We start from the raw sequence: 24367 nt of genomic DNA, 5'->3' as shown, positions 1-24367 counted from the left end.
CGGACCCCGGGTACGTGTGGCCGAGATCATGTCCTTCCCACTCGAACCCTACGTCAACGCGGCGCCTGCGAGCTGCCCGGAAGCGTGACGAGGATGCGGCAGCCCCGTGACGATTCGGCCACGCCGATGTGCCCTCCGTGCAGCTCCACGGCCCAGCGGGCGATCGCCAGGCCCAGCCCGGTGCCGCCGTCGCCGGCCCGCGCGCTGCCCCGGTTGAACCGCTCGAAGACCCGGTGCCGCTCTGCTTCCGGGATGCCGGGACCTTCGTCCCGCACCTCCAGCGCCAGACCGCCAGGCGCATCGCCGGCCCGGGCGCGGACCGTGACCCGGCCGTGCGGGGGGCTGTGCTTGACCGCGTTGTCGATCAGGTTGGCGACGACCTGGTGCAGCCGCTCGGCGTCCGCGTACGCCGTCAGCTCGGGCGGGAAGACGTCCAGGTGCAGGTGCACGTCGTTGCGGGTGTGCCCGCCCGAACCGGAGAGCAGGCCCGGCCGGCCCGCGGCCGCCAGCCCCGACTCCTTCAGCACCCCCGACAGGTACGGCCACACCTCGAAGCGGCGGGCCTTCAGCGGGACCACGCCGTTGTCCACCCGGGACAGGTCCAGCAGGGTCTCCACGAGGCGGCCCAGGCGCTCGGTCTGCTTGAGCATCGTGCGCATGGTCTCCGGATCGGCGGCCGAGACCCCGTCCACCACGTTCTCCAGTACCGCCCGCAGCGCGGAGATCGGCGTGCGCAGCTCGTGCGAGACGTTGGCGACGAGCTCCTTGCGGTGCCGGTCCACCGCCTCCAGGTCGTCCGCCATGAGGTTGATCGTCGAGGCCAGGTCCCCCAGCTCGTCGCGGCGCCCCGCCTCGCGCACCCGGCGGGTGTAGTCGCCGCGGGATATCGCCCGGGCCACCCGCGTCATGTCGTCCAGCGGCGCCGTCAGGCTGTGCGCCACGAACTGGGTGATCAGCATCGAGGCGATCACCGAAAAGACCGTGATGAACCGCAGCTCGGTGTCCGTGCGCAGGGCCACCAGCAGCAGGCCCGTCGTGATGAAGACCGAGACCACCACGAGGGTGCCCAGCTTGGTCTTGATCGAGAACGGCGAGAAGGGCCGCAGCCCCGGTCCGGGGTGCCGGCCGCTCATGCCTGCGCCGGGGTCTCCAGGGCGTACCCGACGCCGTGGACCGTACGGATCCGCTCCGCGCCGATCTTGCGCCGCAGGGCCTTGATGTGGCTGTCGACCGTACGGGTCCCGGACGCGTCGGCCCAGTCCCACACCTCGGCCAGCAGCTGCTCCCGGGAGAGCACCGCCCGCGGGGTCCCGGCCAGGCACACCAGCAGGTCGAACTCGGTCGGCGTCAGGTGCACGTCCTCCGTCTGCACGCGGACCCGGCGCTGCGCGTGGTCGATCTCCAGATCGCCCAGGCGCAGGGTGGCCCCGCGCGGGGCGTGCGCGGCCAGTGTGGCCCGTTCCACACGCCGCAGCAGTACGTGGACCCGCGCGGCCAGCTCACGGATGGAGAACGGCTTCGTCATGTAGTCGTCCGCGCCGACCCCGAGACCGACCAGCAGGTCGGTCTCGTCGTCCCGGGCGGTGAGCATCAGCACCGGGACCGGCCGCTGGGCCTGGACCCGGCGGCAGACCTCCAGTCCGTCGAAGCCGGGCAGCATCACGTCCAGGACCAGCAGCTCGGGCAGCCAGCTCTCGGCCGCGGCGACGGCGGCCGGGCCGTCCGCGGCCGTCTGCACCTGGAAGCCCTCGGCCCGCAGGCGGGCCGCGATGGCCTCGGCGATGGTGTGGTCGTCCTCGACGACGAGTACGCGCCGCTGGGCGCCGGGGGTCGCCGAGGCGCCGTTGTGGGTGGTGTGCGTCTGTTCCATGTCCCGGTCCGCCCCTGAAGATCTGCGTGGTGGGGTGCAGCGTAGAGGAGGCACCGGCCTGCGGCTATGCGGGGTTCGGACAGGGCATTTGTGCTGATCATCCGGGTTGGGGGCAGGATGTACCGGACTAGAGGGACAGTCCGTGGCCGTGGGCGAAGACCGGGTTCTCCGTGTCGTTCGGCACATCGGGGCGGGAGGCCTCGACGGCCTTCATCGAGCGCGGGAGCTCGAAGGGGAGGTGGCCCTCGGGGACGGCGCGGCCGAAGGCCACGTCCAGCAGGGCGGCGTCCGAGGCGCCGTAGTCGGCGATCAGCGCGGCCGCTCGCGCGGCGATCTCCGGGATGACGGCGGCCCGTTCCAGGTTGATGCAGACCAGGGTCGGCGCCTGGTCGAGCAGGGTCAGGATCTCGGCGAGTTCGGGCTCGGGGAAGGCCAGCGAGCCGGAGTGGAAGAAGGACTCGAAGACGTTCTCCCGGGGCTCGTACGGGGTCCGCAGGCGCAGGACGGCCAGGTCGGCGGCGGCCGGGTCGGCCACGACCTCGCCGTACGCGGCGGCGACGGCCTCGTCCACGTTCCGCACGTACAACTTCGGCCTCGGCCCCGGCTCCGGCTTCGCGGAGAGCGGAATAATTCCTTCCGGATTTGTCAGCACCGTGAGCGAGCGACGCTGCGCCGCGGCGCCCAGGGCCGCGAAATCGGCCCGGCCCACCGTCTCGGCCGCCGCGTCCGGATCCACGTACGGGTTCTCGAACAGCCCGAGCCGGAACTTCTCGCGCAGCAGCCGCCGTACCGACGCGTCGATGCGGGACTCCGCGATCCGGCCGGAGCGGACCAGCTCCACGACCACCTCGGGGCACTGCTCGCCGCCGAACTGGTCGCAGCCGGCGTCCAGGGCGCGCGCCGCGCGCTCGGCCGTGCTCAGGTGCTCCAGGCCCCAGGCGCGCGCCGGGTGCATCTGACCGAAGATCGCCGCGTCGTTGAGCAGGCCCCAGTCGGTGCAGACGATGCCCTCGAACCCGAGCTCCTCGCGCAGCAGGCCGGTGACCACGCCCTTGTTGAAGCCGAAGCCGACCTCCTCCCAGTCGGTGCCGATCGGCTGGCCGTAGTACGGCATCATCTGCGCGCACCCGGCGGCGATGGCCGCCTTGAAGGGCTCCAGGTGGTGCTCGCGCATCCCGCCCGGATAGACCTGCTCCTTGCCGTGCGCGAAGTGCGGGTCCTCGCCGTCCTTCTGGGGACCGCCGCCCGGGAAGTGCTTGACCATGGCGGACACGGACTCGGGGCCCAGCGCCGGGCCCTGGAGGCCGCGTACGTACGCCTGCACGAGCTCGGCGGTCAGCCGGGCGTCGGAGCCGAAGGTGCCGGTCTGGCGGGCCCAGCGCGGTTCGCTGGCCAGGTCGATCTGCGGGTGCAGGGCGACGCGGAAGCCGACGGCCAGGTACTCGCGGCGGACGGTGTCGGCGAACCGGAAGACCAGGTCCGGGTCGCCGATGGCGGCCAGGCCCAGGGCCTCGGGCCAGGCGGAGAAGGCTCCGGCGTTGAAGGAGGCGCCGATGTTGTCGGTGAAGGCGTGGCGCGGGTCGGTCGAGAGGGTGACCGGGATGCCGAGGCGGGTGGCCGCGGCCATCTCCTGGACGGTGTTCTGCCACTGGGCCATCTCGCGGGCCCCGTAGGTGCCGAGCAGGTTGAAGTGGGTGAGGAGCCGGTCCCCGATCAGCTCGGGCGTGGTGAAGGGGAGCATCGAGCCGTCGGTCTCGGTGACCGGCGTGCCGTCCGCGTTCATCATCAGCATGGAGTGGAAGAGCTGGCCGGCCTTCTCCTCCAGCGTCATGCGGGACAGCAGGTCCTCGACGCGCCGGTCCACGGGGAGCGAGGCGTCTTTGTAGGCGGGGGTGTTCATGGGGGCTCCTGAGGGGGCTCGGTCGCGTCGCCGACCTGGCGCCCCAACGTAAACGTGAAAACCATGCACCCACTAGGTTTTTAAAAGTGACCTGGATCACTCTGTGTGAGTGGCCGAAAATATGCAGCGTCTAGGGTGTTCGCATGGCACAGGACAAGGGGCGCACGGCCCCGAAGGCCGGGGGCCGGGGGACCTATGCGGTGGGTGACGCCCGTCGGCAGAAGATCCTCGACACCGCGGTCGAGCACTTCGCACAGTGGGGCTTCCACGCCTCCTCGCTGGCCCGCATCGCGGCCGACTGCGGGATCACCCAGGGCGGGCTGCTGCACCACTTCCGCAGCAAGGAGGACCTGCTGCTGTCCGTGCTGGCGCAGAGCGAACGGCACGACATCGAGCGGCTGTTCAGCGAGCCGGCCGACTCGGTGGCCGCGCACTTCACCACCGTCGTCGCCCTCGCCGCCGACAACGCGCGCCGGCCCGGCCTCGTCCGGATGTTCAACACCCTGGTCGGCGAGTCCGGCAACCCCGGGCATCCCGCCCACGCGTACTTCCGGGAGCGCTACGCCCGCGTGCTCGGCTACACCGTCGACCTGCTGGAGGCCGGCATCGCGCGCGGCGAACTGCGCCCCGGCACCGACTGCGAGGCCGTCGGCCGCGAGACCCTCGCGATCATGGACGGCCTGCAGATCCAGTGGGTGCTCGCCCCCGCGAGCGTGGACATGCCGACCCGGCTGCACGCCTTCCTCGACCGGCGGCTGCGGGAGATCTCGGTCGCGGGTACGGGTCTGGCGGCCCTGCCGGGCCCGCAGGGCCTCAGCCGGCCGTGAACCCGGGCAGCGCGTCCAGCACCTTCTTCAGGGCCGGGGCCAGGGCCTCCTCGTCGGCGGCCACCTCGAAACCGCCGTGCACGAACGCGTAGACGAACCCGTCGTAGACCTTCGGGTCGCCCGTCGCGAACCTGGGCAGTTGCGCGAAGTCCGCCTCCCGGAGGGCGGTGCGCAGGGTCGCGAGCTCCGCCTCCGACAGCTTTCCGGTGCCCTCCGGCCCGGCCTGGGCGTCCAGCCGGGTCCACGAGCCGTCGCCCTTGACGACGAGGGTGTGGGTCTGGCCGGCGAAGCCGCCGCTGCGGCTGACCCGGACCAGGGTCTCGGTCGCGGCCGGGGGTGTGGCGGGGGTCGTCGCAGGGGTCGGGCCCGCCGTCGTGGGAGCGGGTGTGGCCGCCGGGCCCGCCGGGCTGGCCGGGCCCGTCGGCGCGGGCCGGCCGTCGACGTCATCCGCACCGGACGGTCCGCATCCGACCAGGACCGCGCACAGGACCGCGCACAGGACCGCGCTTGCCACCGCCACCACTCGCAACGCTCGCACACCCACCTCCGCAGGTACTCCCCCCGAACCCCGAGTATGGAGTCCCCGCACCCGTTACGACAGCACCCGGAGGCAGCCATCCGCCGCATCGCCCCCTGGCGCGTGCTCCCGCCGCTGGTCGCCGCCCTCCTCGGCCTCTGGGGCCTGGAGCGCGGCGGCAGCATGTGGCGCGACGAGTCCGTCACCTGGCAGGTGGCCCACCGGCCGCTCGGCGGGCTCTGGGAGCTGCTCGGCCAGGTGGACGCCGTGCACGGCCTGTACTACCTGCTCATGCACGGGGTGTTCCTGGCCTGGGACGGCGGCCCGTGGGCACTGCGGCTGCCGTCCGTCGCCGCCACCGCTCTCGAGGCCGCCGGGGTGGCCGCGATCGGGCACCGGCTCGCGGGGGAGCGGGCCGCGCTGCTCTCCGGGCTCGTGTACGCCGTACTCCCGCCCGTGCAGATGTACGCCCAGGAGGGTCGCTCGTACGCCCTCGTCGCCGCCGCGGTGGTGTGGGCGACGTACCTGATGCTGCGCGAGCGGTGGGCGGCGTACGCGGTGGTGCTGCTGCTCGGCTGCTGGCTGCACGAGTTCGCGGTGCTGGCCCTGCTCGCGCACGCGGTCACCGCCTGGCGCTCGCGCGGCTGGCGCATCGCCGCCGGGGCCGTCGTGGTCCTGCTGCTGCCCCTCGCCCTGGTCAGCGCCCGGCAGGCGGAGCAGCAGCTCGGCTGGCTCGGACGGCCGAGCTGGCAGGACTGGGCGGCGTACGGGGTGCTCGCGGCCGCCGTGCTGCTGCTCGCGCGGGGCGCCGGGTCGCGGGACCCGGGCGGCCTCGGGGAAGCGGGGCACCGGAGCCTCCTGGTCCGCGTGGCCGTGCCCCTCGCGCTGCTGCCGCCCGGGCTGCTGATGACGCTCTCGCTGGTCCACCCCTGGTACGTCGACCGGTACGTGCTCTACGCGCTGGCCGGGCTCGCCCTGCTGGCGGGGGCCAGGCTGGCGACGGCACGCGGCTGGTGGCCGTGGCTGCCGGTCGCGGCCCTGCTCGTGCCCTTCGGTATCTGGTCGGTGTGGCTGCGCACGCCCGAGAGCCGCAAGGACGACGTGCTCGCGGTGGCCGCCGCGGTCCGGGAGCGGGCCCGGCCGGGGGACGCGGTGGCCTTCCTGCCGTCGCGGCGGCGCGAGTGGCTGCTGTCCTCGCCGGACGTCTACGGCGGGCTGCGCGACGTGGCCCTGGACCGCTCCCCGGTGGCCTCGCACAGCCTCCAGGGCACCGAGCTGCCCGCGGCGGAGATCCGCGAGGCGCTCGTGGCGTCCCCCCGGGTCATCGCCCTGCTGGACCCGGCCGGCCAGCCGCTGGATCCGTATCCGCGCGAGGTGGTGAAGCGGGAGACGCTGGCCGCCCGGTTCGAGCTGTGCTCGGTCACCGGCGTACGGGGCGCCCGCGTCGCGCTCTACGCCCGCCCGGGCGGCTGCCCGGCGTGAGGCGTGCGGCAGGATGTGGCCCACCACGTCGAGGAGCCGCCGTATGACCCCCAACTCCCTTGAGCCGTCCGGGCCGCTGGTCGGGGCCGACTGGCTGGCCGACCGGCTCGCCGCGCCCGGGCTGGTCGTCTTCGACGCCTCCGTCGGCGCCCACCGCGGCGCCGGGCACCGCATCCCCGGCGCCCGCCCCTTCGACCTCGACGGGGACCTGTCCGACCACGACGCCCCGGCCCCGCACACCATGCCCGCGGCCGCGCGGTTCGGTGAGGCGATGCGGGCCCTCGGCGTCCGCGACACCGACACCGTGGTCGTGTACGACGGCGCCGGCGTCTACTCCAGCGCCCGCGCCTGGTGGATGCTGCGCGCCATGGGCTTCGACCGGGTCGCCGTCCTCGACGGGGGACTGCCCGCCTGGACGGCCGCCGGCCTGCCCGTGGAGGCCGCCCGCCCGGCGTACGAGGGCCCGCGCGGCTCCTTCACCGCCCGCCCGCGCCCCGGGCTGCTGGTCGACGGCTCGGCCGTCGCCGAGGCCCTGGCCGACCCCTCCGCCGCCGTCCTCGACGCCCGCACCCGCGAGCGCTTCGCCGGCGCCGCCCCCGAACCCCGCCCGGGCCTGCGCGGCGGCCACATGCCAGGCGCGCTCAACCTGCCCTTCGGGGAGCTCCAGCGGGACGGCGGCCTGATGCGGGACGCCGGGGAACTGCGCGAGGTCTTCCGGGCGTTGGCGGGAGAGCGGGAGCGGCTCTACTTCAGCTGCGGCTCCGGCGTCACCGCGTGCGTCCTCGCCCTCGGCGCCGACCTCGCCGGCTACCGGAAGCTGGCGGTGTACGACGGCTCCTGGAGCGAGTGGGGCCTGCCGTCGGACCAGCGCCCGGTGGCCACGGGCGAGGCCACGGGCCCGGCCGGGGGTTGACCCCGCCCGGCGTCCGGATGCGTCACTCGCCGCCGCCGCTGACGCCCGGGGCGACGAAGCGCCTGTGCAGAGGGAAGAACTGCGGCTCGGGGTCGCTCTGCACGCCCAGTTCGCCCTTGAGCACGGGGGCGATCCGGGCGGCGATGAACCGGGTGAAGTGGTCCTCGGACTCCCAGACGTCGAGCACGTTGAGACCGCCCGAGACGAACCACGCCGTGTGCAGCACACACCCGTCCGGCGCGTCCTCTTCCCAGCGCACCCGCTTGCGCACCGCGTCGTAGACGTCGGACGTGATCTCAGGCCAGGAAAAGGTCATCACGACTGCCATGGAGCTTCCTCTCGACCGCTTGCACGCGCCGCGGCCGGGTGACGCGCGGCCTCGCACGGCGACGCTAAGCCGCCGCCCTCCCCCGTGCACTCCAGGGCGTCCATCCGCGCTCCGAGGCGTCGTCCATCCGAGTTCCCGGCTGTTCGCCCCAGGCGAACGGAGGTTGGGGAACAACAGGCGGCGCACATGCATTGAGTCGGCATAGCTCAACTTCACTGCCGGAGGGTTGATCATGGCTTCGACGTCCGTAACGCTCACTCTGCCCGTGCTGCCGCTCGACGACGAGGTCGTGCTGCCCGGAATGGTCGTTCCGCTGGACCTGTCCGACACCGAGGTGCGCGGGGCCGTGGAAGCGGCCCAGGCCGCGGCGGGCACAGGGAAACCCCGGGTACTGCTCGTGCCGCGGATCGACGGGAAGTACGCCGGGACCGGGGTGCTCGGAACGGTCGAGCAGGTGGGCCGGCTCTCCGACGGGGACCCCGGGGCGCTCATCCGCGGCCGCGGGCGCGTCCGCATCGGCGCCGGGACCACCGGCCCCGGCGCCGCGCTCTGGGTCGAGGGCGAGACCGTCGACGAGCACGTGCCGGACCCGCTGCCGGGCGCGGTCGCCGAGCTCGTCAAGGAGTACAAGGCGCTCGCCACCAGCTGGCTCAAGAAGCGCGGGGCCTGGCAGGTCGTCGACCGCGTCCAGCAGATCGAAGGGGTGTCGGCCCTCGCCGACAACTCCGGGTACTCGCCCTTCCTGACGGTCGAGCAGAAGGTCGAACTGCTCGAGACCGCCGACCCCGTCGCCCGCCTCAAGCTGGCCATCAAGGCGCTCAGCGACCACCTCGCGGAGCAGGACGTCGCCGAGTCCATCGCCAAGGACGTACAGGACGGCGTCGACAAGCAGCAGCGCGAGTTCCTCCTGCGCCGCCAGCTGGAGGCCGTCCGCAAGGAACTGCGCGAGCTGAACGGGGAGAAGGACGGCGAGGAGTCCGACGACTACCGCAGCCGCGTCGAGGCCGCCGACCTCCCCGAGAAGGTCCGGGAGGCCGCCCTCAAGGAGGTCGACAAGCTGGAGCGGGCCAGCGACCAGAGCCCGGAGGGCTCCTGGATCCGCACCTGGCTGGACACCGTGCTCGAGCTGCCCTGGAACGAGCGGACCGAGGACCGGTACGACATCCAGGGCGCGCGGGCCGTCCTCGACGCCGAACACGCCGGGCTCAGCGACGTCAAGGACCGCATCACCGAGTACCTCGCCGTCCGCAAGCGCCGCACCGAGCGCGGCATGGGCGTCATCGGCGGCCGCCGCGGCGGAGCCGTGCTCGCGCTCGTCGGGCCGCCCGGCGTCGGCAAGACCTCGCTCGGCGAGTCCGTGGCCCACGCCATGGGCCGCAAGTTCGTCCGGGTCGCGCTCGGCGGCGTACGCGACGAGGCCGAGGTGCGAGGACACCGCCGGACCTACGTCGGCGCCCTGCCGGGCCGGATCGTCCGGGCCATCAAGGAGGCCGGGTCGATGAACCCGGTCGTGCTCCTCGACGAGATCGACAAGGTGGGCTCCGACTTCCGCGGCGACCCGGCCGCGGCCCTGCTGGAAGTCCTGGACCCGGCGCAGAACCACACCTTCCGCGACCACTACCTGGAGGTGGAGCTCGACCTCAGCGACGTGGTGTTCCTGGCGACGGCCAACGTCCTGGAAGCCATCCCGGAGGCGCTGGCCGACCGGATGGAGCTGGTCCGCCTCGACGGGTACACCGAGGACGAGAAGGTCGTCATCGCCCGCGACCACCTGCTGCCGCGCCAGCTGGAGCGCGCCGGCCTGGGCGCCGACGAGGTGGTCCTGGAGGAGGAGGCGCTGAGGAAGCTCGCCGGCGAGTACACCCGCGAGGCGGGCGTGCGCACCCTGGAGCGGTCCATCGCGCGACTGCTGCGCAAGGTGGCCTCCCAGCACGAACTGGGGGAGCGGGAGCTGCCCTTCAGCATCGGCGCCGACGACCTGCGCGGGCTGATCGGACGGCCCCACCACGTACCGGAGTCCGCCCAGGACCCGGCGGAGCGGCGCACCGCCGTCCCCGGCGTGGCCACCGGACTCGCGGTGACCGGGGCGGGCGGCGACGTCCTCTTCGTGGAGGCCTCGCTGGCCGATCCGGAGACGGGCGCGGCCGGCCTGACCCTCACCGGCCAGCTCGGCGACGTCATGAAGGAGTCGGCGCAGATCGCGCTCAGCTTCCTGCGCTCGCACGGCGCCGAACTCGAGCTGCCGGTCGCCGACCTGAAGGACCGGGGCGTGCACATCCACTTCCCGGCCGGCGCGGTGCCCAAGGACGGCCCGAGCGCGGGCATCACCATGACGACGGCGCTCGCCTCGCTGCTCTCCGGGCGCCAGGTGCGCACGGACGTGGCCATGACCGGTGAGGTCTCGCTGACCGGGCGCGTCCTGCCGATCGGCGGGGTCAAGCAGAAGCTGCTCGCCGCGCACCGGGCGGGCCTGACCACCGTCATCATCCCCAAGCGCAACGAGGCCGACCTGGACGACGTCCCGGCCGAGGTGCTGGAGGGGCTGGAGGTGCACCCGGTGACGGACGTGCGCCAGGTGCTGGAGCTCGCCCTGTCGGGGGCGCAGGCCCAGGAGGAGCTGACGGTCCCCGCCGCCGCCTGATCGGCAAGCACGCCGAGGGCCCGGGACTCCGCTGCGGCGGGGTCCCGGGCTATCGCCCTGCCCGCTGCGAAATACTGGCCGCTCACCCACCACCGAAGGAGCGGTACGTGCACGGGAGCGAAGACCAGGAGTTCCTTGCCCTGGAGCGGGAGCTGTCCGTCTTCCTCCGGCGCGCCCGCGCCTCCTCCGGCGAGATGGCGCGCGCCCTCCACCCCGAGCTGGAGCCCGCCGCGTACGGGCTCCTCGTACGCCTGGAGGCGGCCGGCCGGCAGCGGGCGACCGAGCTCGCCGCGTACTTCGGCGTCGGCAAGGCCACCATGAGCCGCCAGCTGCGGGCCCTGGAGGTGCTGGGCCTGATCGCCCGCGAGCCGGACCCCGCCGACGGCCGGGCCTTCCTGGTCGGCCTCACCGAGGAGGGCCGCGAGCGGTTCCTGCGCGTACGGGGCGCCCGGCGCGAGCAGTACATGCGCAAACTCGCCGACTGGGACCGCGGCGAGGTGGCGGAACTGGCCCGGCTCCTCAACCAGCTGAACGCGGGCGAAGACACCCCGTAGAGCGCCCGGACCGGCCCCGGACCGCCTAGGCCGCCTAGAGCTCCGCGTAGACCGCCGAGGCGTCGTCGTGCCGCTTGTGCCGGGCCGGCGGGCGCGCCGGGTCGGACTCGATCGCGCGGACCCGGCCGATCAGCCCCTCCGCGCCCTCCTTGCGCAGCAGCGCCAGGCACTCGGCCCAGTCGCCCTCCCCGAACGTGTCCGTCCACCGGCTCGCCCCGTCCGTGAGCGCGGCCACCGCCCGGACCCGGCCGCGCGGGGTGCGCCCCGTCACCGCCCGGGCCGCCACCGCCGGATCCGCGGCCGCGGTGAAGAAGCCGCCCTCCGCGTTCCGCAGGGCGTCCGTCGCCTCCACCGACCGCAGCACCTCCCGGGGGATCCGGTCCAGCCGGTCGTCGAGCACCGCCGTCACCTGACCCCCCGGTTCCTGGAGGAGCAGTACGGAGTCCGAGAGGACCAGGTGCTCCACGTACGCCTCGTCCCAGCGGACGACGACCACCGTCGCCTGCGGCGTGCGGACGTGAGAAAGGTCACAGGTGTCCCGGTGCGCCTCGGCCGTGGCGCGGACCGCCTCGGCCAGGATCCGGTCGAGCGGCATGTCCCGCCGCGATCCGGACAGTTCGGTCAATCGGCCGCCGAGCCGGGCCGCGAACCACGGCACCCCGTGCACACAGCCGTCCTCGCCGCGCGGCGGGGTGACCCCGTCCAGGGCGACCAGTACGCCACCGCCCGAAGCGGGGATCGCGGCCGACACCCAGTCCTCATTGGGGCGTTCCGGGCTGCCGGGGGCAGAGGCGAGGTCGATGCGCATGCGGGCATTCTGCCCGGCGCGGGGATGCGGAGCGCGGGTAGGTCCGTACCAACGGGCGAGGCGGCGGGCGGGCTCCCGCGCGGGGCGCCGGAGGGCCGGGCGCCGGAGGCCCGCGATGTGGGCGGGCATACTGCCAAAGCCCGCATCGATCTTTCAACCACCTGTCCACGGAAGCGCTCTGGCACCGGGTGCCCGAGTTGGTCGCCAACTCATCCGTGATGTTCACTCGTTCGAGTGGCCGGGTGGGCGATGTGCGGCTCTGTCCCCATCACACTGCAAAGGTCTGAGGCGGTACGAGGGGGCAGGAGGCGTTTACTTGTTGACCGGCCGTTACCTCGGCCACACGAGTAGACGAGCAAGAGCACACGTACAGGATTGCGAGCACCGGTGCAGAAGAAGCGGTCTCGGAAGAACGGCACCGCCACCGACGGCCCGGCCCCCGCAGGACGCCGCGTCCGCGTGCGCCGCAGGCTGGTCGTAGGCGTGGCCGTCGCCGGCCTCACCGTCCTCGCGGCCGGCGCCCCCGCCGTCGTCTCCGCCACGAGGGAACTGAACGACTCCCAGCGCCTGGTCACCCTCGCGGAACAGACCCGGCACACCCTCACCCTCGCCCACCTCCTCGGCGACGAACGCGACGCCGTCGTCGAGTACGCCGCCAAGGGCCGCCCCGGCGCGGCCAAGGGGCCCGTCCAGGAGCGCACCGCCCGCACCGACCGGCAGCTCGCCGAGGTCCAGGCCGACGCCGACGAGGCGACCGCCCGCACCCTCGCCCGCGTCCAGGCCGTCCGCACCGAAGCCGTCGACGGCAAGGGCAGCGCCCTCGCCGCCCACCAGGCCTACGCCGGAGTCCTCGCGGAACTGCTCGCCCCCGGCGACCGGCTCGCCGAACTGACCCCGCCGCGCGCCACGGCCGCCCTCGCCACCACCCGCCCGATGGCCCCGCTGGGCCAGGCGGTGGAACAGGCCTCGTCCACCCGCGGACTGCTGCTCGCCGCGCTGGCCGTCCCCCGCGGCGACCAGCTCCCCAACTCGGCCGTGGTCGACGAACTCACCACCGCCGCCCAGCGTTCGCGGGTACGGGAACAGGCCGCCCTGGACGACTTCGCGCGGGCCGCGCGGCCCGACGTGCGCCAGACCCTCGCCGCCACCGTCACCGGACCCGAGGTCAAGGCCGCCGACGACTACCTCAAGCGGCTCACCGACCGGCCCACGCTCACCGCGGCCGACCGCAAGACCGACGGGGCCGCCGTGGGCTCCGCGCTCACCGCCCGCATCGACCGCATGCGGTCCGTCGAATCGACCCTCGCCGGTCAGCGCGCCTCCGCGCTCGCCGCCCAGCGCGACGACGACGTGACCCGGCTCGAGACCGTGGTCGCGCTGCTGGGCCTGCTGTTCCTGGTCACCGTCGGCGTCTCCACCGCCGTGGCCCGCTCGCTGACCCGGCCGCTGTCCGTGCTGCGCCGCGGCACCGCGCGGCTGGCGACGCCGGAGGGCTCGGTGGAACCGGTCCGGTTCACCGGCCGCAACGACGAGTTCGCCGAGGTCGTGCGCCACCTGAACGCGGTGCGCGACCAGACCGTCTCCCTGCACACCCGGATCGCCGGGCTCGACGCCGACCGGCGCCGGATCATCGGCCGCAACGAGGCGCTCGCCTCGGGCCGTGAGGTGCTGGAGGAGGAGCTGGCGAAGCTGCGGGCCGGGCTGGAGGAGCACCGCCGCATCATGTCGACGACCTCCGTCTCGCTGTCGCTGCGGACCCTCGGTCTGGTGGAGCGCCAGCTCGCGGTCATCGAGGAGCTGGAGTCCAAGGAACAGGACCCGGACCGCCTGGCGACCCTGTTCAAGCTGGACCACCTGGCGACCGTGATGCGCCGCCACAACGAGAACCTGCTGGTCCTGGCCGGTCAGGAGCACGGCCACGGCCAGGGGCTGCCGGTGCCGCTGGTCGACGTCATGCGGGCGGCGGTGAGCGAGATCGAGCGCTACGAGCGCGTCGACCTCGCGGCGCTGCCCTCGTACACCCAGGTCGCGGGGCACGCGGCCGACGACATCTCGCACGTCCTCGCCGAGCTGCTGGAGAACGCGACGACGTTCTCGCCGCCGGAGGTCAAGGTCAAGGTGTCCGGGTGGCTGCTGGACTCCGGCGACGTGGTGCTGTCCGTCGCCGACGAGGGCATCGGGGTCACCGAGGACCGGCTGGAATCGCTCAACTCCCGGCTGTCCACGCCCGAGGCCTACGACGAGGAGCCCGAGGCGGAACACGGCCTGGGCCTCGGCCTGTACGTGGCCGGACGCCTCGCGGCGCGCCACGGGGTCACCGCGGAGCTGCGCGCCCCGCGGCACGGCGGCACCGAGGCGATGGTGGTCGTCCCGGCCGCGCTGCTGCCCACCACCCCGCCGGCCTCGCCGGTGCACGCCCTGGCCACGCCGGGCGCGCCCGCGCTGCACCTGCCGGGCGTGGTCGCGGAGGCGAACGAGAACACGCTGCCGAGCCGGCTGCGCGGCGAGGGTCCGGTTCCGGAGGCTCCGCTCGCGGAGGCCTCGGCGGAGGCTCCTGCGGCGGAGGTCGCGGTGGAGGCCCTGGCGGCTGAGGTCCCCGTGGAGGCCCTGGCGGCGGAGGTCCCGGCCGGGCCCGGTCCCGAGGAGCAGTTGCTCGCGCGGGTCGTCCCCGACGCGGAAGTGGCCGGCTTCGGTGAGCCGGACCCCGGGTCGGAGATCCCGGCCGGCGCGCCCGGTGCCGAGTCGGGTGCCGACGTACGGGAATCCGCGCCCGAGCCGGAGCAGGAGCCGGATTCGGATTCGGATCCGCACAGCCATGCCAGCGCCGAGGACAGCTGGCTGCCCCGGCAGGGCAGCCACCCCGCCGACCCGGCCGACGCCGGGGCCGAGGTCGTCACCGACAAGGGCCTGCCGAAGCGGACTCCGCGGTCCGTGGCCGCCGGCCGCGCGGATGACGTACGGCCCGAGCCGCCGCACAAGGTCGACGCCGAAGAACTGCGCCGCCGCCTCGGCGGGTTCTACCAGGGCGCCCAGGACGGGCGGCGCGTGGCCGCCGCCGAGCTCGAGCAGGAGCACGCGCAGGAGCACGAGCCGCAGCACGGGCAGACCGACCGGGGGGACACCGCACAGGAGGCACGCACATGACCGCGCCCAGTACGTACGGACTGAGCACCCAGGCCCGCAACCTGCAATGGCTGCTGACCGACCTGGTCGAGGAGGTGCCCGGCGTCAACTCCGTCGCCGTCGTCTCCTCGGACGGGCTGCTGCTCCTGTCCTCCGACCCGGGAGCGGAATCCCCCCAGGAGTCGCGCGCGAAGGGCCCGCGGGGCGCCTGTGCCGACCTGGCCACCATCGTCTCCGGCCTCGGCAGCCTCACCACCGGTGCCGCCGCCCTCATGGACGGCGGCTCCGTCAAACAGACCATGGTGGCGATGGAGCACGGCTCCGTCTTCGTCATGGCCATCAGCGACGGCTCCCTGCTGGGCGTGCACGCCACGCCCGACTGCGACATGAGCGTCGTCGCCTACCACATGGCCCTGTTCGTCGGCCGCGCCGGCCACGTCCTGACCCCCGAAGTCCGCAGTGAGCTGCGCCAGTCGATGGAGAAAACCCCGTGAGGAGTCCGGCCACCGACCGGCTGCCGATACGCGGCGCCGACCGCCGTCCCGCCCGCGTCCGCCCGTACTCCCTCACGGGCGGCCGGACCCGCTTCACGCAGGTCCTGCTGGTGGAGACCTTCGTCGCCGCCCTGGACGCGGCTCCCGTCAAGGCGCCCGACCGCATGCCCGAGATGCCCGCCATCGTCGAGGTCTGCCGCCGCATGCGCACGATCGCCGAGATCGCCGCGCTGCTGAAGCTGCCGCTCGGCGTGGTCCGCGTCCTCGTCAGCGACCTCGCCGACCAGGGACGGATCCGCGTCTTCGGCACGGGCCACGGCACCGGCCGTCCCGAACGCGCGCTGCTCGAAAGGGTGCTCAGTGGTCTTCGCCGTCTCTGACCAGCCGGTGTCGCCGTCCGCTGCAGCCGACGAGCCCGTCCAGCCCTGGCAGTACGACCGCTCCCGCGCGCCCGTCGCCGTCAAGGTGCTGGTCGCGGGCGGCTTCGGGGTCGGCAAGACCACCTTCGTCTCCTCCGTCTCCGAGATCACGCCGCTGCGCACCGAGGCGGTGATGACCCAGGCCAGCGTCCCGACCGACGACCTGACCGGCACCCCGGACAAGCACACCACCACCGTCGCGATGGACTTCGGCCGCGTCACCCTCGACGACGACCTGGTGCTGTACGTGTACGGGACCCCGGGCCAGGAGCGGTTCTGGTTCATGTGGGACGACCTGGTGCGCGGCGCGGTCGGCGGCATCGTCCTGGCCGACACGCGGCGGCTGCGCGACTGCTTCCCGGCCCTCGACTACTTCGAGAGCTGCGGGCTGCCGTACGCCGTCGCCGTCAACCACTTCGAGGGTTCGGCCTCGTACGAACCCGAGGACGTGCGGGAGGCGCTCAGCATCCCGCCGCACGTCCCCGTCGTGATCATGGACGCGCGGCGCCGCGCGACGGTCGTCGAATCCCTGCTGACCCTGGTCGGGCACGCCCTCGACACCACTCCCGAATAGAGAACGTGAGAGATGCGCAAGATACTTGTCGTAGGAGCCGGCCAGTCCGGTCTCCAGCTCGCCCTCGGACTCCAGTCGAAGGGGTACGAGGTCACCCTCATGTCCAACCGGACGGCGGACGAGATCCGCACCGGCCGGGTGATGTCCACGCAGTGCATGTTCGACACGGCACTGCGCCACGAGCGTGACCTCCAGATCAACTTCTGGGAGCAGCAGGCCCCGAAGATCGAGGGCCTCGGCGTCTCGGTGGCGGCCCCCGACGCGGGCCGCGCCATCGACTGGCTCGGCCGCCTCAAGGGGTACGCGCAGTCCGTCGACCAGCGCGTGAAGATGGCCGGCTGGCTCGACACCTTCGCGCAGCGCGGCGGGCAGCTGGTCATCCACGGAGCCTCGGTCGCCGACCTCGACTTCTTCTCCCGCACGTACGACCTGGTGCTGCTGGCCGCCGGCAAGGGCGAGCTGGTGTCCATGTTCGAGCGCGACGCGGCACGCTCCCCGTACGACGCCCCGCAGCGCGCGCTGGCCGTCTCGTACGTGCACGGACTCGGCCCGCGCCCCGAGCACCCGGAGACCGAGGCCGTGCGCTGCAACCTGGTCCCGGGCGTCGGCGAGCTGTTCGTGATGCCGACCCTCACCACGTCCGGGCGGGCGGACATCCTGTTCTGGGAGGGCATTCCGGGCGGGCCGCTGGACGTGTTCCAGGGCGTGAAGGACCCGGCGGAGCACCTGGCGCTCACGCTGGGGCTGATGGAGAAGTACACGCCGTGGGAGTACGCGCGTGCCACGAAGGCGGAGCTGACGGACGCGGGCGGGACGCTGGCCGGCCGCTACGCTCCGGTGGTCCGCAACCCGATCGGGCGCCTCCCGGGCGGCGGGCTGGTGCTGGGGGTCGCGGACGTGGTCGTCGCCAACGACCCGATCACCGGGCAGGGCTCGAACTCCGCCGCCAAGTGTGCGGCCTCGTACCTGTCGTCGATCCTGATGCACGGGGACAAGCCGTTCGACGAGGCGTGGATGAAGGCCACCTTCGACAAGTTCTGGTTCACGACCGGCAAGCCGGTGACCCAGTGGACGAACGCGATGCTCGGCGTCCCGCCGGAGCACGTGCTGAACCTGATCGGGGCGGCCGGGCAGCTCCAGCCGGTGGCGGATCGATTCGCCAACGGCTTCGACCACCCGGCCGACTTCGACGCGTACTTCTACGACCCCGAGGACGCGGCGGACTACCTGGCGTCGGTCTCGGCGTCGGTCGCGGACTCGGGCGCCTCCTCGGCGGAGTAGCCGGTGTCGTCCCCCTCCGCCGCCGCCTCGGGCAGCGGCGGAGGGGTGAACTGCGCGAGCGGGCTGCCGTCGGGGTCCGGGCGCACGGCCCCGAGGAGCGGATTCGCGGCGATCGGCGAGACCTTGACCTTCGCGCCGGGCCGCGGAGCCTGGATCACCTTTCCGCCGCCGACGTACAGGCCCACGTGGGTGGCCTTGGGGAAGTAGACGACCAGATCCCCGGGGCGCAGCTGGTCCAGCGGCACCTTCGGCAGCGTGGCCCACTGCTCCTGGCTGGTCCGCGGGATGGTGCGGCCGGCGTGCGCCCAGGCCTGCGAGGTCAGTCCGGAGCAGTCGAAGGAAGACGGCCCCTCGGCGCCCCACACGTACGGCTTGCCGATCTGGGCCGCCGCGTAGGTGAGGGCCGCGCCGCCGGCGGCCGTGGGCGTACCGGTGCGGGTGGGGAGCCGGCCGGAGTCCACCAGCCTGCGCTGCGCGTCGTCGGTGTCCGCGGCCTCGCGCGCGCCGAGCTGCGCGAGCTGCTCGGGGGTCAGGGCGGCGAGCGTCCGCTCGACCTCCTTGAGCCGCGTCGCGACCTCGTCCTTGTGCTCCTTCTGCCGTGCGGCCAGTGTCTGCTGGGAGTCCAGGGCCTTGCGGGCCCGGCCGGCGAGGGTGCCGGCCTCCCGTTCGCCGCGCGCGAGCCGCTCCAGTACGGCGGCCTGCCGGGCGCCCTCGCGGGCGGCGAGGCGCCGCTGGTCCAGGGCGGCCTGGGGGTTGCCGGCGAGCAGCATGCGGGCGTACGGGGAGATGCCGCCGCCGGTGCCCTGGTACTGCTCGCGGGCCAACCGGCCGAGGAGCGCCTTCTCGGACCCGAGGGCGGTACGGGCCTTGCCGAGCTCGGCGGTGAGCCGCCGCTCCTCGTCCTGGCGGGTCTTGAGGGCGACTTCGGTGGCGTTGTAGGCCTCGGTGGCCTCCTCGGCCTTCTGGTAGAGCCCTTGCAGCCGGGTGAGCAGCGCCCCGACGGACTCGCCGGACGCACCGGGTTCGGCGTCGGCGGCGGGGATCGGGCCGACGGTGACGAGCACTGCGGCGACCGCGGCGATGCAGGCGGCACGAAGCGGCCGATGGGACATGGGGATCACCTCCGAGGCGCCTGATGCTGCCACGCCCGATATGACAAATCCCCCAACGGAGCGGCGGGCCTGGGCGCGGTCACCCGGTTGGGGGGACGGGGCGGGGGCTTCGGGGGTCGGGGTCTCGGCGGGGCGGGATCAGGGAGGGTTTGGGGTTTCCCGTCAGTCCCACTGTCTCCCCGGGTCGGGCCGGTCTGTAAAGGGCGCTCCTCCTTCGTCGTCGCGTCGCTTCGCGATGGCCTTCGGCCACCCTTGACAGACCGTCCCGCCCCGGAAAGACAGGACTGTCGGGAAGCCCCCAAAAGAACGGTCCACCGGTTCCATGAATGAGCAAGGGGCATCAGGGACCGACTCCCTGGTTCCCAGGGGCAGGGTCTGAGCCCGGGCCCGTCGGGAGGGGATCCGGGGTCGGTGGGCGCATCAGATCGCTACACACTTGCTCATTGTTTGGCGGCTGCGGGCCGTCTGGGGCTGGGCATAAGCCGCCCCAGACCGTCACTTGGTGCTCTCGGCAGGCGTCTGCGGGCCGTAGAGGGCGGAGAAAGCGCTCTGACGGAGTGTGGTGCCGGATGTTTCGGTCTCACACTCCGGAAAGAGATCGATTAGTCCTGAACTCGCCGTTAAATAGGGACAAACTACCTGCATTCGCAGTGATGGAGGCGTCTGTAGCGATTTGACGGCCCGCGGCCCCGTATCTCGCTCCCTGTCGGCCCGGGTTCGGATTGAGTGCGTCCAGCAGTCGGATCGCGTATGCCTCGGACATCCGCTCGGACACCTCTTCGGGCGTGAGCCACTGGATTGCCGTGGTCTCCCCGGAGACGCGTTCGGTACCCCCGGAGGGCTTGCAGCGGAACATCCGAGGCGCGTCCGGCCGCGAGTTCATCACCGCCGCCGGCAATATCGAGCCCGCCGAACGCCAAGGCGTCAAGGGCGCGTAGCGATGCTCTGTTCGGCGCAGGTGGGCATAGCTTGCGCGTGTGACAGGTGAAGGAAGCGCGGATCCCACCGCGCTCGTCGTCCGGTTCAACGACTGCATCAACGGCCGGGACGTCGAGGGTCTCGCCCGCTTGATGTCGGACGACCACACCTTCATCGACTCGGAAGGAGGTGTCGTCTCGGGGAAACAAGAGTGCCTCGATGCCTGGCGCGGCTTCTTCGAGTCGTTCCCCGGCTATCGGAACGTCTTCGATTCACTCACCGCGAGGGAGGACGTCGTCACGGTCGTCGGCCACTCGGTGTGTTCGGAACCGAGCCTCGCCGGACCGGCCCTCTGGACCGCCAGGATCCGAAACGGCGAGGTCGCCGAGTGGCGCGTCTACGAGGACACCCCTCAAGTCCGTGAGCAGCTGGCAGTACAGGACGCCGAGTAAGGCGACCAGCTCCCGGCCTGTTCCCAGCCCCAGACGGCCCGCAGCCGCCAAGCAATGAGCAAGTGTGTAGCGATCTGATGCGCCCACCGACCCCGGATCCCCTCCCGATGGGCCCGGGCTCAGACCCTGCCCCTGGGAACCAGGGAGTCGGTCCCTGATGCCCCTTGCTCATTCATGGAACCGGTGGACCGTTCTTTTGGGGGCTTCCCGACAGTCCTGTCTTTCCGGGGCGGGACGGTCTGTCAAGGGTGGCCGAAGGCCATCGCGAAGCGACGCGACGACGAAGGAGGAGCGCCCTTTACAGACCGGCCCGACCCGGGGAGACAGTGGGACTGACGGGAAACCCCCAAACCTTCTCTGATGAGGAGTGTGCGGACCCCGACCCCCGAAGCCCCACCTCACCCCCCCAGCAGCCGCGCCTTGGCCGTCGTGAACTCCTCCGGGGTGAGCAGGCCCTCGCGGGTCAGGGCCGCCAGTTGGGTGAGTTCCGATACCAGGCCCGTCGGGGGAGCGGGGGTGGTCGGCGGGGGTTCCTCCGGGGCGTCCGGGTCCGGTGGCCAGGGCTCCGACTCCGACTCCGACTCCGGCTCCCGTTCCCCTTCCGGCTCCCACTCCACCGCTCCCGTGTCCGCCGCCGCCCTCACCGCCCGCCCCAGAAGGCCCCGGGGCTGTGGCTCTGCCGCGCCCTCCGTCACCGCGCCCGCCGCCCGTGCCAGCAGGCCCCGCAGCAGTGGGCGGCCCGGCGGGCGGTTCGCCGACCTGACCGTTACTGCCACCGGACGGATGAACATCAGGCCACCCCCGTCCGGGTGTCCGCCGGGACCCGGTCCACCGGGATGCGGACCGAGCCCACGATCCGCCCGCCCGCCGCCCGTACGGCGATCGCCGCGTCCTCGGCCCACACGTGCTCGACCAGCAGCAGCAGCGCGCAGCTCCCGCGCTCCAGCAGCTCCGCCGCCTCCTGTACGTCCTCAGGCCCGATCAGCCGTGCCACGTCCCGGCCCGTCAGCAGGCCCCGTAGCTCCACGAACTCGTCGAACTCCGCCGCGAGGACATCCCCCGACGCCGTTCTCGTCGCCACGAGCCCGTCGATCAGCCGGACCACCCCGGTCTTCCGAAGTCCCATCACCGCCTCGACCGCCGGCACCCGCAGTTGCTCCTCCGGGAAGGCCAGGACGATGAATTCCACAGGTCCCATAGGGCTCGGCTCCTGATTCCGACCGTTTATGACGACTCTTCGGCACACTATGACATAAACGGACATACCATCCGTCTGCTTGCTACGTTTCGCCTATGACCGCTCTGACGGCACAGGTGGCGGAGCCCGCTCCGCCCCCACCTCCCGACGCCCGCGCCCCCAAGCGCCGCGGCGTCGAGCTGACGCTCCTCGCCGGCGCCGTCCTGATCTCTGTACTCGGCCACCTCTACGTCGGCCTCACCACCACCGGCCGCGTCCCCCGCCCCGCCGCCCAGTACGCCGCCGGCCTCGCCGCCGCCGCCCTGCTCGCGCACGTCGCCGTCCGCCTCCGGGCCCCGTACGCCGACCCCCTCGTGCTCCCGATCGCCGTCCTGCTCAACGGACTCGGCCTCGTCCTCATCCAGCGCCTCGACGCGACCACCCCCGGCCACCTCACCGCCGGGGACCAGCTCCTGTGGTCCGCCCTCGGCGTGGCGCTCTTCGTCCTCGTCGTCCTGGTCCTGCGCGACCACCGGGTGCTCCAGCGCTACGCCTACCTCTCCGTCACCGTCGCCCTCTTGCTGATGCTCGTCCCCGTGTTCTTCCCGGCGGTCAACGGCGCCCACATCTGGATCCGGTTCGCCGGACTCTCCTTCCAGCCGGGGGAGTTCGCCAAGATCCTGCTCGCCGTCTTCTTCGCCGCCTACCTCGCCGCGAACCGCACCGCCCTGGCCCTCACCGGCCGCAGGCTCTTCTGGAAGCTGCGCCTCCTGCCCGGCCGGGTCCTCGGCCCGATCCTCGCGATCTGGCTGCTGAGCGTCGGTGTACTGGTCCTGGAGCGGGATCTCGGGACCTCGCTGCTGTTCTTCGGACTGTTCGTGATCATGCTGTTCACGGCCACCGGACGGATCGGCTGGATCGCGATCGGCCTGCTGCTCGCGGCTGTCGGTGCCTACGCCGTCGGGACCTTCGAACCGCATGTGCACAGCCGCGTGGACGACTGGATGAATCCTTTCGCCTCCATCGAGCGCGGCGAGGGCCCCGGCCAGCTCGCCCAGTCCCTCTTCGCCTTCGGCGCCGGCGGCCTGCTCGGCTCCGGGCTCGGCCACGGCCAGTCCTTCCTCATCGGCTTCGCCGCCAAGTCGGACTTCATCCTCGCCACCGCCGGCGAGGAGCTCGGCCTCGTCGGCCTCGCCGCGATCCTGCTCCTCTACGGGCTCCTCGTCGCCCGCGGCTTCCGGGCCGGGCTCGCCCTGCGCGACCCCTTCGGCCGCCTGCTCGCCACCGGCCTCGCCTCGATCGTCGCGCTCCAGGTGTTCGTCATCGCGGGCGGCGTCACCGGGCTGATCCCGCTGACGGGCATGGCCATGCCCTTTCTGGCCCAGGGCGGCTCCTCCGTCGTCACCAACTGGATCATCGTCGCCCTGCTGGTCCGGCTCAGCGACAGCGCCCGCAGGCCCGCACCGCAGGAGCCCCCCGAGTGATCCGCTACATCCGCTGGTGCGCGTACTTCTGCGCCCTGCTGCTCGTCGCCCTGCTGGTCAACATCGCCCGCGTGCAGGTCTGGAAGTCCGCCGCCTACGGCGCGAACCCGGCCAACAAACGTCCCGCCATCGCGCGCTACGCCGAACCCCGCGGGGACATCCTGGTCGACGGGCGTCCCGTCACCGGCTCCCGGGACAGCGGCCAACTGCTGCGCTACGAGCGGACGTACAAGAACGGCCCGCTGTACGCGCCCGTCACCGGCTTCTCCTCCCAGACGTACGGGACCAGCTTCGTCGAGCGCGCCGAGGACGGGATCCTCGCGGGCACCGACCCCGGGCTCTCGGCCTTCCCGCTCTGGTACGACCTGACGCGCGGCCGCCCGGCCGGCGGGAACGCGGCCACCACCGTCCGGGCCGGCGTGCAGCTGGCCGCGTACGCCGGGCTCGCCGGCAAACGGGGCGCGGTGGCGGCCGTCGAACCGGCCACCGGGAAGATCCTCGCGCTGGTCAGCAGCCCTTCGTACGACCCGTCGGTGCTCTCGGGTACGGGCACCCGGGTCAAGGAGGAGTGGGCGCGGCTGAACGCGGACCCCGCCCGGCCGATGCTCAACCGGGCGCTGCGCGAGACCTATCCGCCCGGTTCCACCTTCAAGATCGTGACGGCGGCGGCCGCCCTCGACGCGGGCGTGGTCACCGATGTGGACGCGCCCACCGAGACCCCCGACCCCTACCCGCTGCCCGGCACCAGCACCCTGCTGCCGAACGCGGGCACCGGCTGCCAGGACGCCTCGATGGCGGAGGCGGTGCAGTGGTCCTGCAACACGGTGATGGCGAAGATCGGGGTGCGGGTCGGGCTGCGCGGCATGGTCGAGGCGGCGGAGCGGTTCGGGTTCAACCGCGACGGGCCGCGGGTGCCCTCGTGGGTGTCGCGGTCGAACTTCGACACCGACATGAGCCAGGACCAGCTGGCCCTGTCCTCGATCGGGCAGTTCAACACCCGGGCCACCCCGCTGCAGATGGCGATGGTGGCGGCCGCGGTCGCCAACGGCGGTGAGCTCAAGTCCCCCTACCTGGTGGAGCGGACCACGCAGGACGACGGATCCCCGGTGCGGCGCGGCGACCAGCGCAGCCTGGGCCGCGCCATGAATCCGGCCACCGCCCTGAGGATGCAGGAGCTGATGGTGAAGGTGGTGGAGAACGGGACGGGGAAGAACGCGGCCATCCCGGGCGCGGTGGTTGGCGGCAAGACCGGCACAGCGCAGCACGGGGTCGGCAACGCGGGGACCCCGTACGCGTGGTTCATCTCCTGGGCCAAGGCCGAGGGCGCGCCGCTGCCGGCGGTCGCGGTCGCGGTGGTGGTCGAGGACGCGGCGGCGGACCGCGGGGACATCAGCGGGAACCTGGCCGCCGCCCCGATCGCGCGAGCGGTGATGGAGGCGGCGCTGGCCGCTCGATAGATCGGCGCTGGGAGCTGCGCGGGAGATGCGGGGGCG

Annotated in this window: 22 protein-coding genes and 1 pseudogene; 13 read left to right on the top strand and 10 right to left on the bottom strand. The window is 73.0% G+C overall.

The genetic code is table 11. The annotated features are described in order from the left end of the window. Positions 1–53: 53 nt before the first annotated feature. From JIW86_RS15105 to JIW86_RS15095, 3 genes are all read right to left on the bottom strand, one after another. Entirely contained in the window at positions 54–1133 is a 1080-nt protein-coding gene (locus JIW86_RS15105) for a HAMP domain-containing sensor histidine kinase (RefSeq protein WP_257554219.1), read from the bottom strand. Further along, positions 1130–1870, bottom strand: a complete 741-nt coding sequence (locus JIW86_RS15100; protein WP_215146826.1) for a response regulator transcription factor — start codon at positions 1868–1870, stop codon at positions 1130–1132. Before JIW86_RS15100 ends, JIW86_RS15105 begins: the two co-directional genes overlap by 4 nt. A 127-nt stretch (positions 1871–1997) precedes the next feature. After that, on the bottom strand, positions 1998–3770 hold the full coding sequence (locus JIW86_RS15095) for a glycoside hydrolase family 3 protein (RefSeq protein ID WP_257554218.1): 1773 nt from the start codon (positions 3768–3770) through the stop codon (positions 1998–2000). Between the two features lie 143 nt (positions 3771–3913). On the opposite strand from JIW86_RS15095, the gene JIW86_RS15090 reads away from it, so the two are divergent. Next, complete coding sequence (locus tag JIW86_RS15090) at positions 3914–4597, top strand: TetR/AcrR family transcriptional regulator (RefSeq protein ID WP_257554217.1); 684 nt, start codon at positions 3914–3916, stop codon at positions 4595–4597. Here the strand turns inward: JIW86_RS15090 and JIW86_RS15085 are convergent. Then, complete coding sequence (locus tag JIW86_RS15085) at positions 4584–5135, bottom strand: hypothetical protein (protein WP_257554216.1); 552 nt, start codon at positions 5133–5135, stop codon at positions 4584–4586. The two genes, JIW86_RS15090 and JIW86_RS15085, sit on opposite strands and share 14 nt — an antisense overlap. Before the next feature lie 36 nt (positions 5136–5171). Between JIW86_RS15085 and JIW86_RS15080 the strand changes: the two genes are divergently transcribed. Both JIW86_RS15080 and JIW86_RS15075 read left to right on the top strand, forming a co-directional pair. After that, positions 5172–6596 (top strand): glycosyltransferase family 39 protein, encoded by a 1425-nt coding sequence (locus JIW86_RS15080; RefSeq protein WP_257554215.1) that lies wholly within the window; start codon positions 5172–5174, stop codon positions 6594–6596. Positions 6597–6639: 43 nt separating this feature from the next. After that, positions 6640–7509 (top strand): sulfurtransferase, encoded by an 870-nt coding sequence (locus JIW86_RS15075; protein ID WP_257554214.1) that lies wholly within the window; start codon positions 6640–6642, stop codon positions 7507–7509. Positions 7510–7531: 22 nt separating this feature from the next. On the opposite strand, the gene JIW86_RS15070 is transcribed toward JIW86_RS15075, so the two are convergent. After that, complete coding sequence (locus tag JIW86_RS15070) at positions 7532–7837, bottom strand: hypothetical protein (protein WP_215146832.1); 306 nt, start codon at positions 7835–7837, stop codon at positions 7532–7534. 232 nt (positions 7838–8069) lie between these two features. Here JIW86_RS15070 and lon point away from each other — a divergent pair, with 232 nt between their 5' ends. Continuing rightward, positions 8070–10478, top strand: coding sequence for an endopeptidase La (gene lon / locus JIW86_RS15065; RefSeq protein WP_257554213.1), 2409 nt, complete (start codon positions 8070–8072; stop codon positions 10476–10478). Positions 10479–10585: 107 nt separating this feature from the next. Further along, entirely contained in the window at positions 10586–11032 is a 447-nt protein-coding gene (locus JIW86_RS15060; RefSeq protein ID WP_257554212.1) for a MarR family winged helix-turn-helix transcriptional regulator, read from the top strand. Between the two features lie 34 nt (positions 11033–11066). Here JIW86_RS15060 and JIW86_RS15055 read toward each other — a convergent pair whose 3' ends face one another. Further along, on the bottom strand, positions 11067–11840 hold the full coding sequence (locus JIW86_RS15055; RefSeq protein WP_257554211.1) for a protein phosphatase 2C domain-containing protein: 774 nt from the start codon (positions 11838–11840) through the stop codon (positions 11067–11069). Positions 11841–12227: 387 nt separating this feature from the next. On the opposite strand from JIW86_RS15055, the gene JIW86_RS15050 reads away from it, so the two are divergent. Genes JIW86_RS15050 through JIW86_RS15030 form a run of 5 tightly spaced genes read left to right on the top strand, consistent with a single transcriptional unit; the run spans position 12228 to position 17731 of the window. Next, positions 12228–14984, top strand: coding sequence for a nitrate- and nitrite sensing domain-containing protein (locus tag JIW86_RS15050; RefSeq protein ID WP_257554210.1), 2757 nt, complete (start codon positions 12228–12230; stop codon positions 14982–14984). After that, positions 14981–15457 (top strand): roadblock/LC7 domain-containing protein, encoded by a 477-nt coding sequence (locus JIW86_RS15045; RefSeq protein ID WP_215146836.1) that lies wholly within the window; start codon positions 14981–14983, stop codon positions 15455–15457. The genes JIW86_RS15050 and JIW86_RS15045 overlap by 4 nt, the downstream gene beginning before the upstream one ends. Further along, positions 15454–15837 (top strand): DUF742 domain-containing protein, encoded by a 384-nt coding sequence (locus JIW86_RS15040; RefSeq protein ID WP_215146837.1) that lies wholly within the window; start codon positions 15454–15456, stop codon positions 15835–15837. Before JIW86_RS15045 ends, JIW86_RS15040 begins: the two co-directional genes overlap by 4 nt. Continuing rightward, positions 15818–16450, top strand: a complete 633-nt coding sequence (locus tag JIW86_RS15035; protein ID WP_257554209.1) for a GTP-binding protein — start codon at positions 15818–15820, stop codon at positions 16448–16450. The genes JIW86_RS15040 and JIW86_RS15035 overlap by 20 nt, the downstream gene beginning before the upstream one ends. 12 nt (positions 16451–16462) lie before the next feature. Continuing rightward, entirely contained in the window at positions 16463–17731 is a 1269-nt protein-coding gene (locus JIW86_RS15030) for a styrene monooxygenase/indole monooxygenase family protein (RefSeq protein ID WP_257554208.1), read from the top strand. Here JIW86_RS15030 and JIW86_RS15025 read toward each other — a convergent pair. After that, on the bottom strand, positions 17674–18843 hold the full coding sequence (locus JIW86_RS15025; RefSeq protein WP_257554205.1) for a C40 family peptidase: 1170 nt from the start codon (positions 18841–18843) through the stop codon (positions 17674–17676). The genes JIW86_RS15030 and JIW86_RS15025 overlap by 58 nt on opposite strands. A 715-nt stretch (positions 18844–19558) precedes the next feature. After that, positions 19559–19699, bottom strand: a pseudogene (locus tag JIW86_RS15020) (NUDIX hydrolase); the annotation flags it as partial. Positions 19700–19820: 121 nt separating this feature from the next. Here JIW86_RS15020 and JIW86_RS15015 point away from each other — a divergent pair. Beyond that, on the top strand, positions 19821–20213 hold the full coding sequence (locus JIW86_RS15015; RefSeq protein WP_257554203.1) for a nuclear transport factor 2 family protein: 393 nt from the start codon (positions 19821–19823) through the stop codon (positions 20211–20213). A 398-nt stretch (positions 20214–20611) separates the two neighbouring features. Here JIW86_RS15015 and JIW86_RS15010 read toward each other — a convergent pair whose 3' ends face one another. Next, the gene (locus JIW86_RS15010) at positions 20612–21004 is read right to left on the bottom strand and encodes an SHOCT domain-containing protein (protein WP_257554202.1); all 393 of its coding nucleotides are present in this window, start codon (positions 21002–21004) and stop codon (positions 20612–20614) included. Next, positions 21004–21411 (bottom strand): DUF6325 family protein, encoded by a 408-nt coding sequence (locus JIW86_RS15005; protein ID WP_215146847.1) that lies wholly within the window; start codon positions 21409–21411, stop codon positions 21004–21006. Before JIW86_RS15005 ends, JIW86_RS15010 begins: the two co-directional genes overlap by 1 nt. Positions 21412–21506: 95 nt before the next feature. On the opposite strand from JIW86_RS15005, the gene JIW86_RS15000 reads away from it, so the two are divergent. Beyond that, entirely contained in the window at positions 21507–22874 is a 1368-nt protein-coding gene (locus JIW86_RS15000; protein ID WP_257554201.1) for an FtsW/RodA/SpoVE family cell cycle protein, read from the top strand. Then, positions 22871–24331: a penicillin-binding transpeptidase domain-containing protein gene (locus JIW86_RS14995; protein ID WP_257554199.1), complete on the top strand. Its 1461-nt coding sequence runs from the start codon at positions 22871–22873 to the stop codon at positions 24329–24331. Before JIW86_RS15000 ends, JIW86_RS14995 begins: the two co-directional genes overlap by 4 nt. The last annotated feature ends 36 nt before the right edge of the window (positions 24332–24367 follow it).

The sequence above is a fragment of the Streptomyces sp. NBC_00162 genome, from assembly GCF_024611995.1.
In the GTDB taxonomy this organism is placed as follows: domain Bacteria; phylum Actinomycetota; class Actinomycetes; order Streptomycetales; family Streptomycetaceae; genus Streptomyces.
The sequence above is the reverse complement of the archived record's forward strand: the minus strand, read 5'-3'. Positions and strand labels throughout refer to the sequence as shown.

Excerpts from the sequence above, each read along its gene's own strand:
- lon (WP_257554213.1), top strand. The coding sequence starts at position 8,070 with ATGGCTTCGACGTCCGTAACGCTCACTCTGCCCGTGCTGCCGCTCGAC.
- JIW86_RS15075 (WP_257554214.1), top strand. The coding sequence starts at position 6,640 with ATGACCCCCAACTCCCTTGAGCCGTCCGGGCCGCTGGTCGGGGCCGAC.
- JIW86_RS15070 (WP_215146832.1), bottom strand. The coding sequence starts at position 7,837 with ATGGCAGTCGTGATGACCTTTTCCTGGCCTGAGATCACGTCCGACGTC.
- JIW86_RS15025 (WP_257554205.1), bottom strand. The coding sequence starts at position 18,843 with ATGTCCCATCGGCCGCTTCGTGCCGCCTGCATCGCCGCGGTCGCCGCA.
- JIW86_RS15030 (WP_257554208.1), top strand. The coding sequence starts at position 16,463 with ATGCGCAAGATACTTGTCGTAGGAGCCGGCCAGTCCGGTCTCCAGCTC.
- JIW86_RS15045 (WP_215146836.1), top strand. The coding sequence starts at position 14,981 with ATGACCGCGCCCAGTACGTACGGACTGAGCACCCAGGCCCGCAACCTG.
- JIW86_RS15000 (WP_257554201.1), top strand. The coding sequence starts at position 21,507 with ATGACCGCTCTGACGGCACAGGTGGCGGAGCCCGCTCCGCCCCCACCT.
- JIW86_RS15005 (WP_215146847.1), bottom strand. The coding sequence starts at position 21,411 with ATGGGACCTGTGGAATTCATCGTCCTGGCCTTCCCGGAGGAGCAACTG.
- JIW86_RS15010 (WP_257554202.1), bottom strand. The coding sequence starts at position 21,004 with ATGTTCATCCGTCCGGTGGCAGTAACGGTCAGGTCGGCGAACCGCCCG.
- JIW86_RS15090 (WP_257554217.1), top strand. The coding sequence starts at position 3,914 with ATGGCACAGGACAAGGGGCGCACGGCCCCGAAGGCCGGGGGCCGGGGG.
- JIW86_RS15105 (WP_257554219.1), bottom strand. The coding sequence starts at position 1,133 with ATGAGCGGCCGGCACCCCGGACCGGGGCTGCGGCCCTTCTCGCCGTTC.
- JIW86_RS15095 (WP_257554218.1), bottom strand. The coding sequence starts at position 3,770 with ATGAACACCCCCGCCTACAAAGACGCCTCGCTCCCCGTGGACCGGCGC.
- JIW86_RS15100 (WP_215146826.1), bottom strand. The coding sequence starts at position 1,870 with ATGGAACAGACGCACACCACCCACAACGGCGCCTCGGCGACCCCCGGC.
- JIW86_RS15055 (WP_257554211.1), bottom strand. The coding sequence starts at position 11,840 with ATGCGCATCGACCTCGCCTCTGCCCCCGGCAGCCCGGAACGCCCCAAT.
- JIW86_RS15080 (WP_257554215.1), top strand. The coding sequence starts at position 5,172 with ATGGAGTCCCCGCACCCGTTACGACAGCACCCGGAGGCAGCCATCCGC.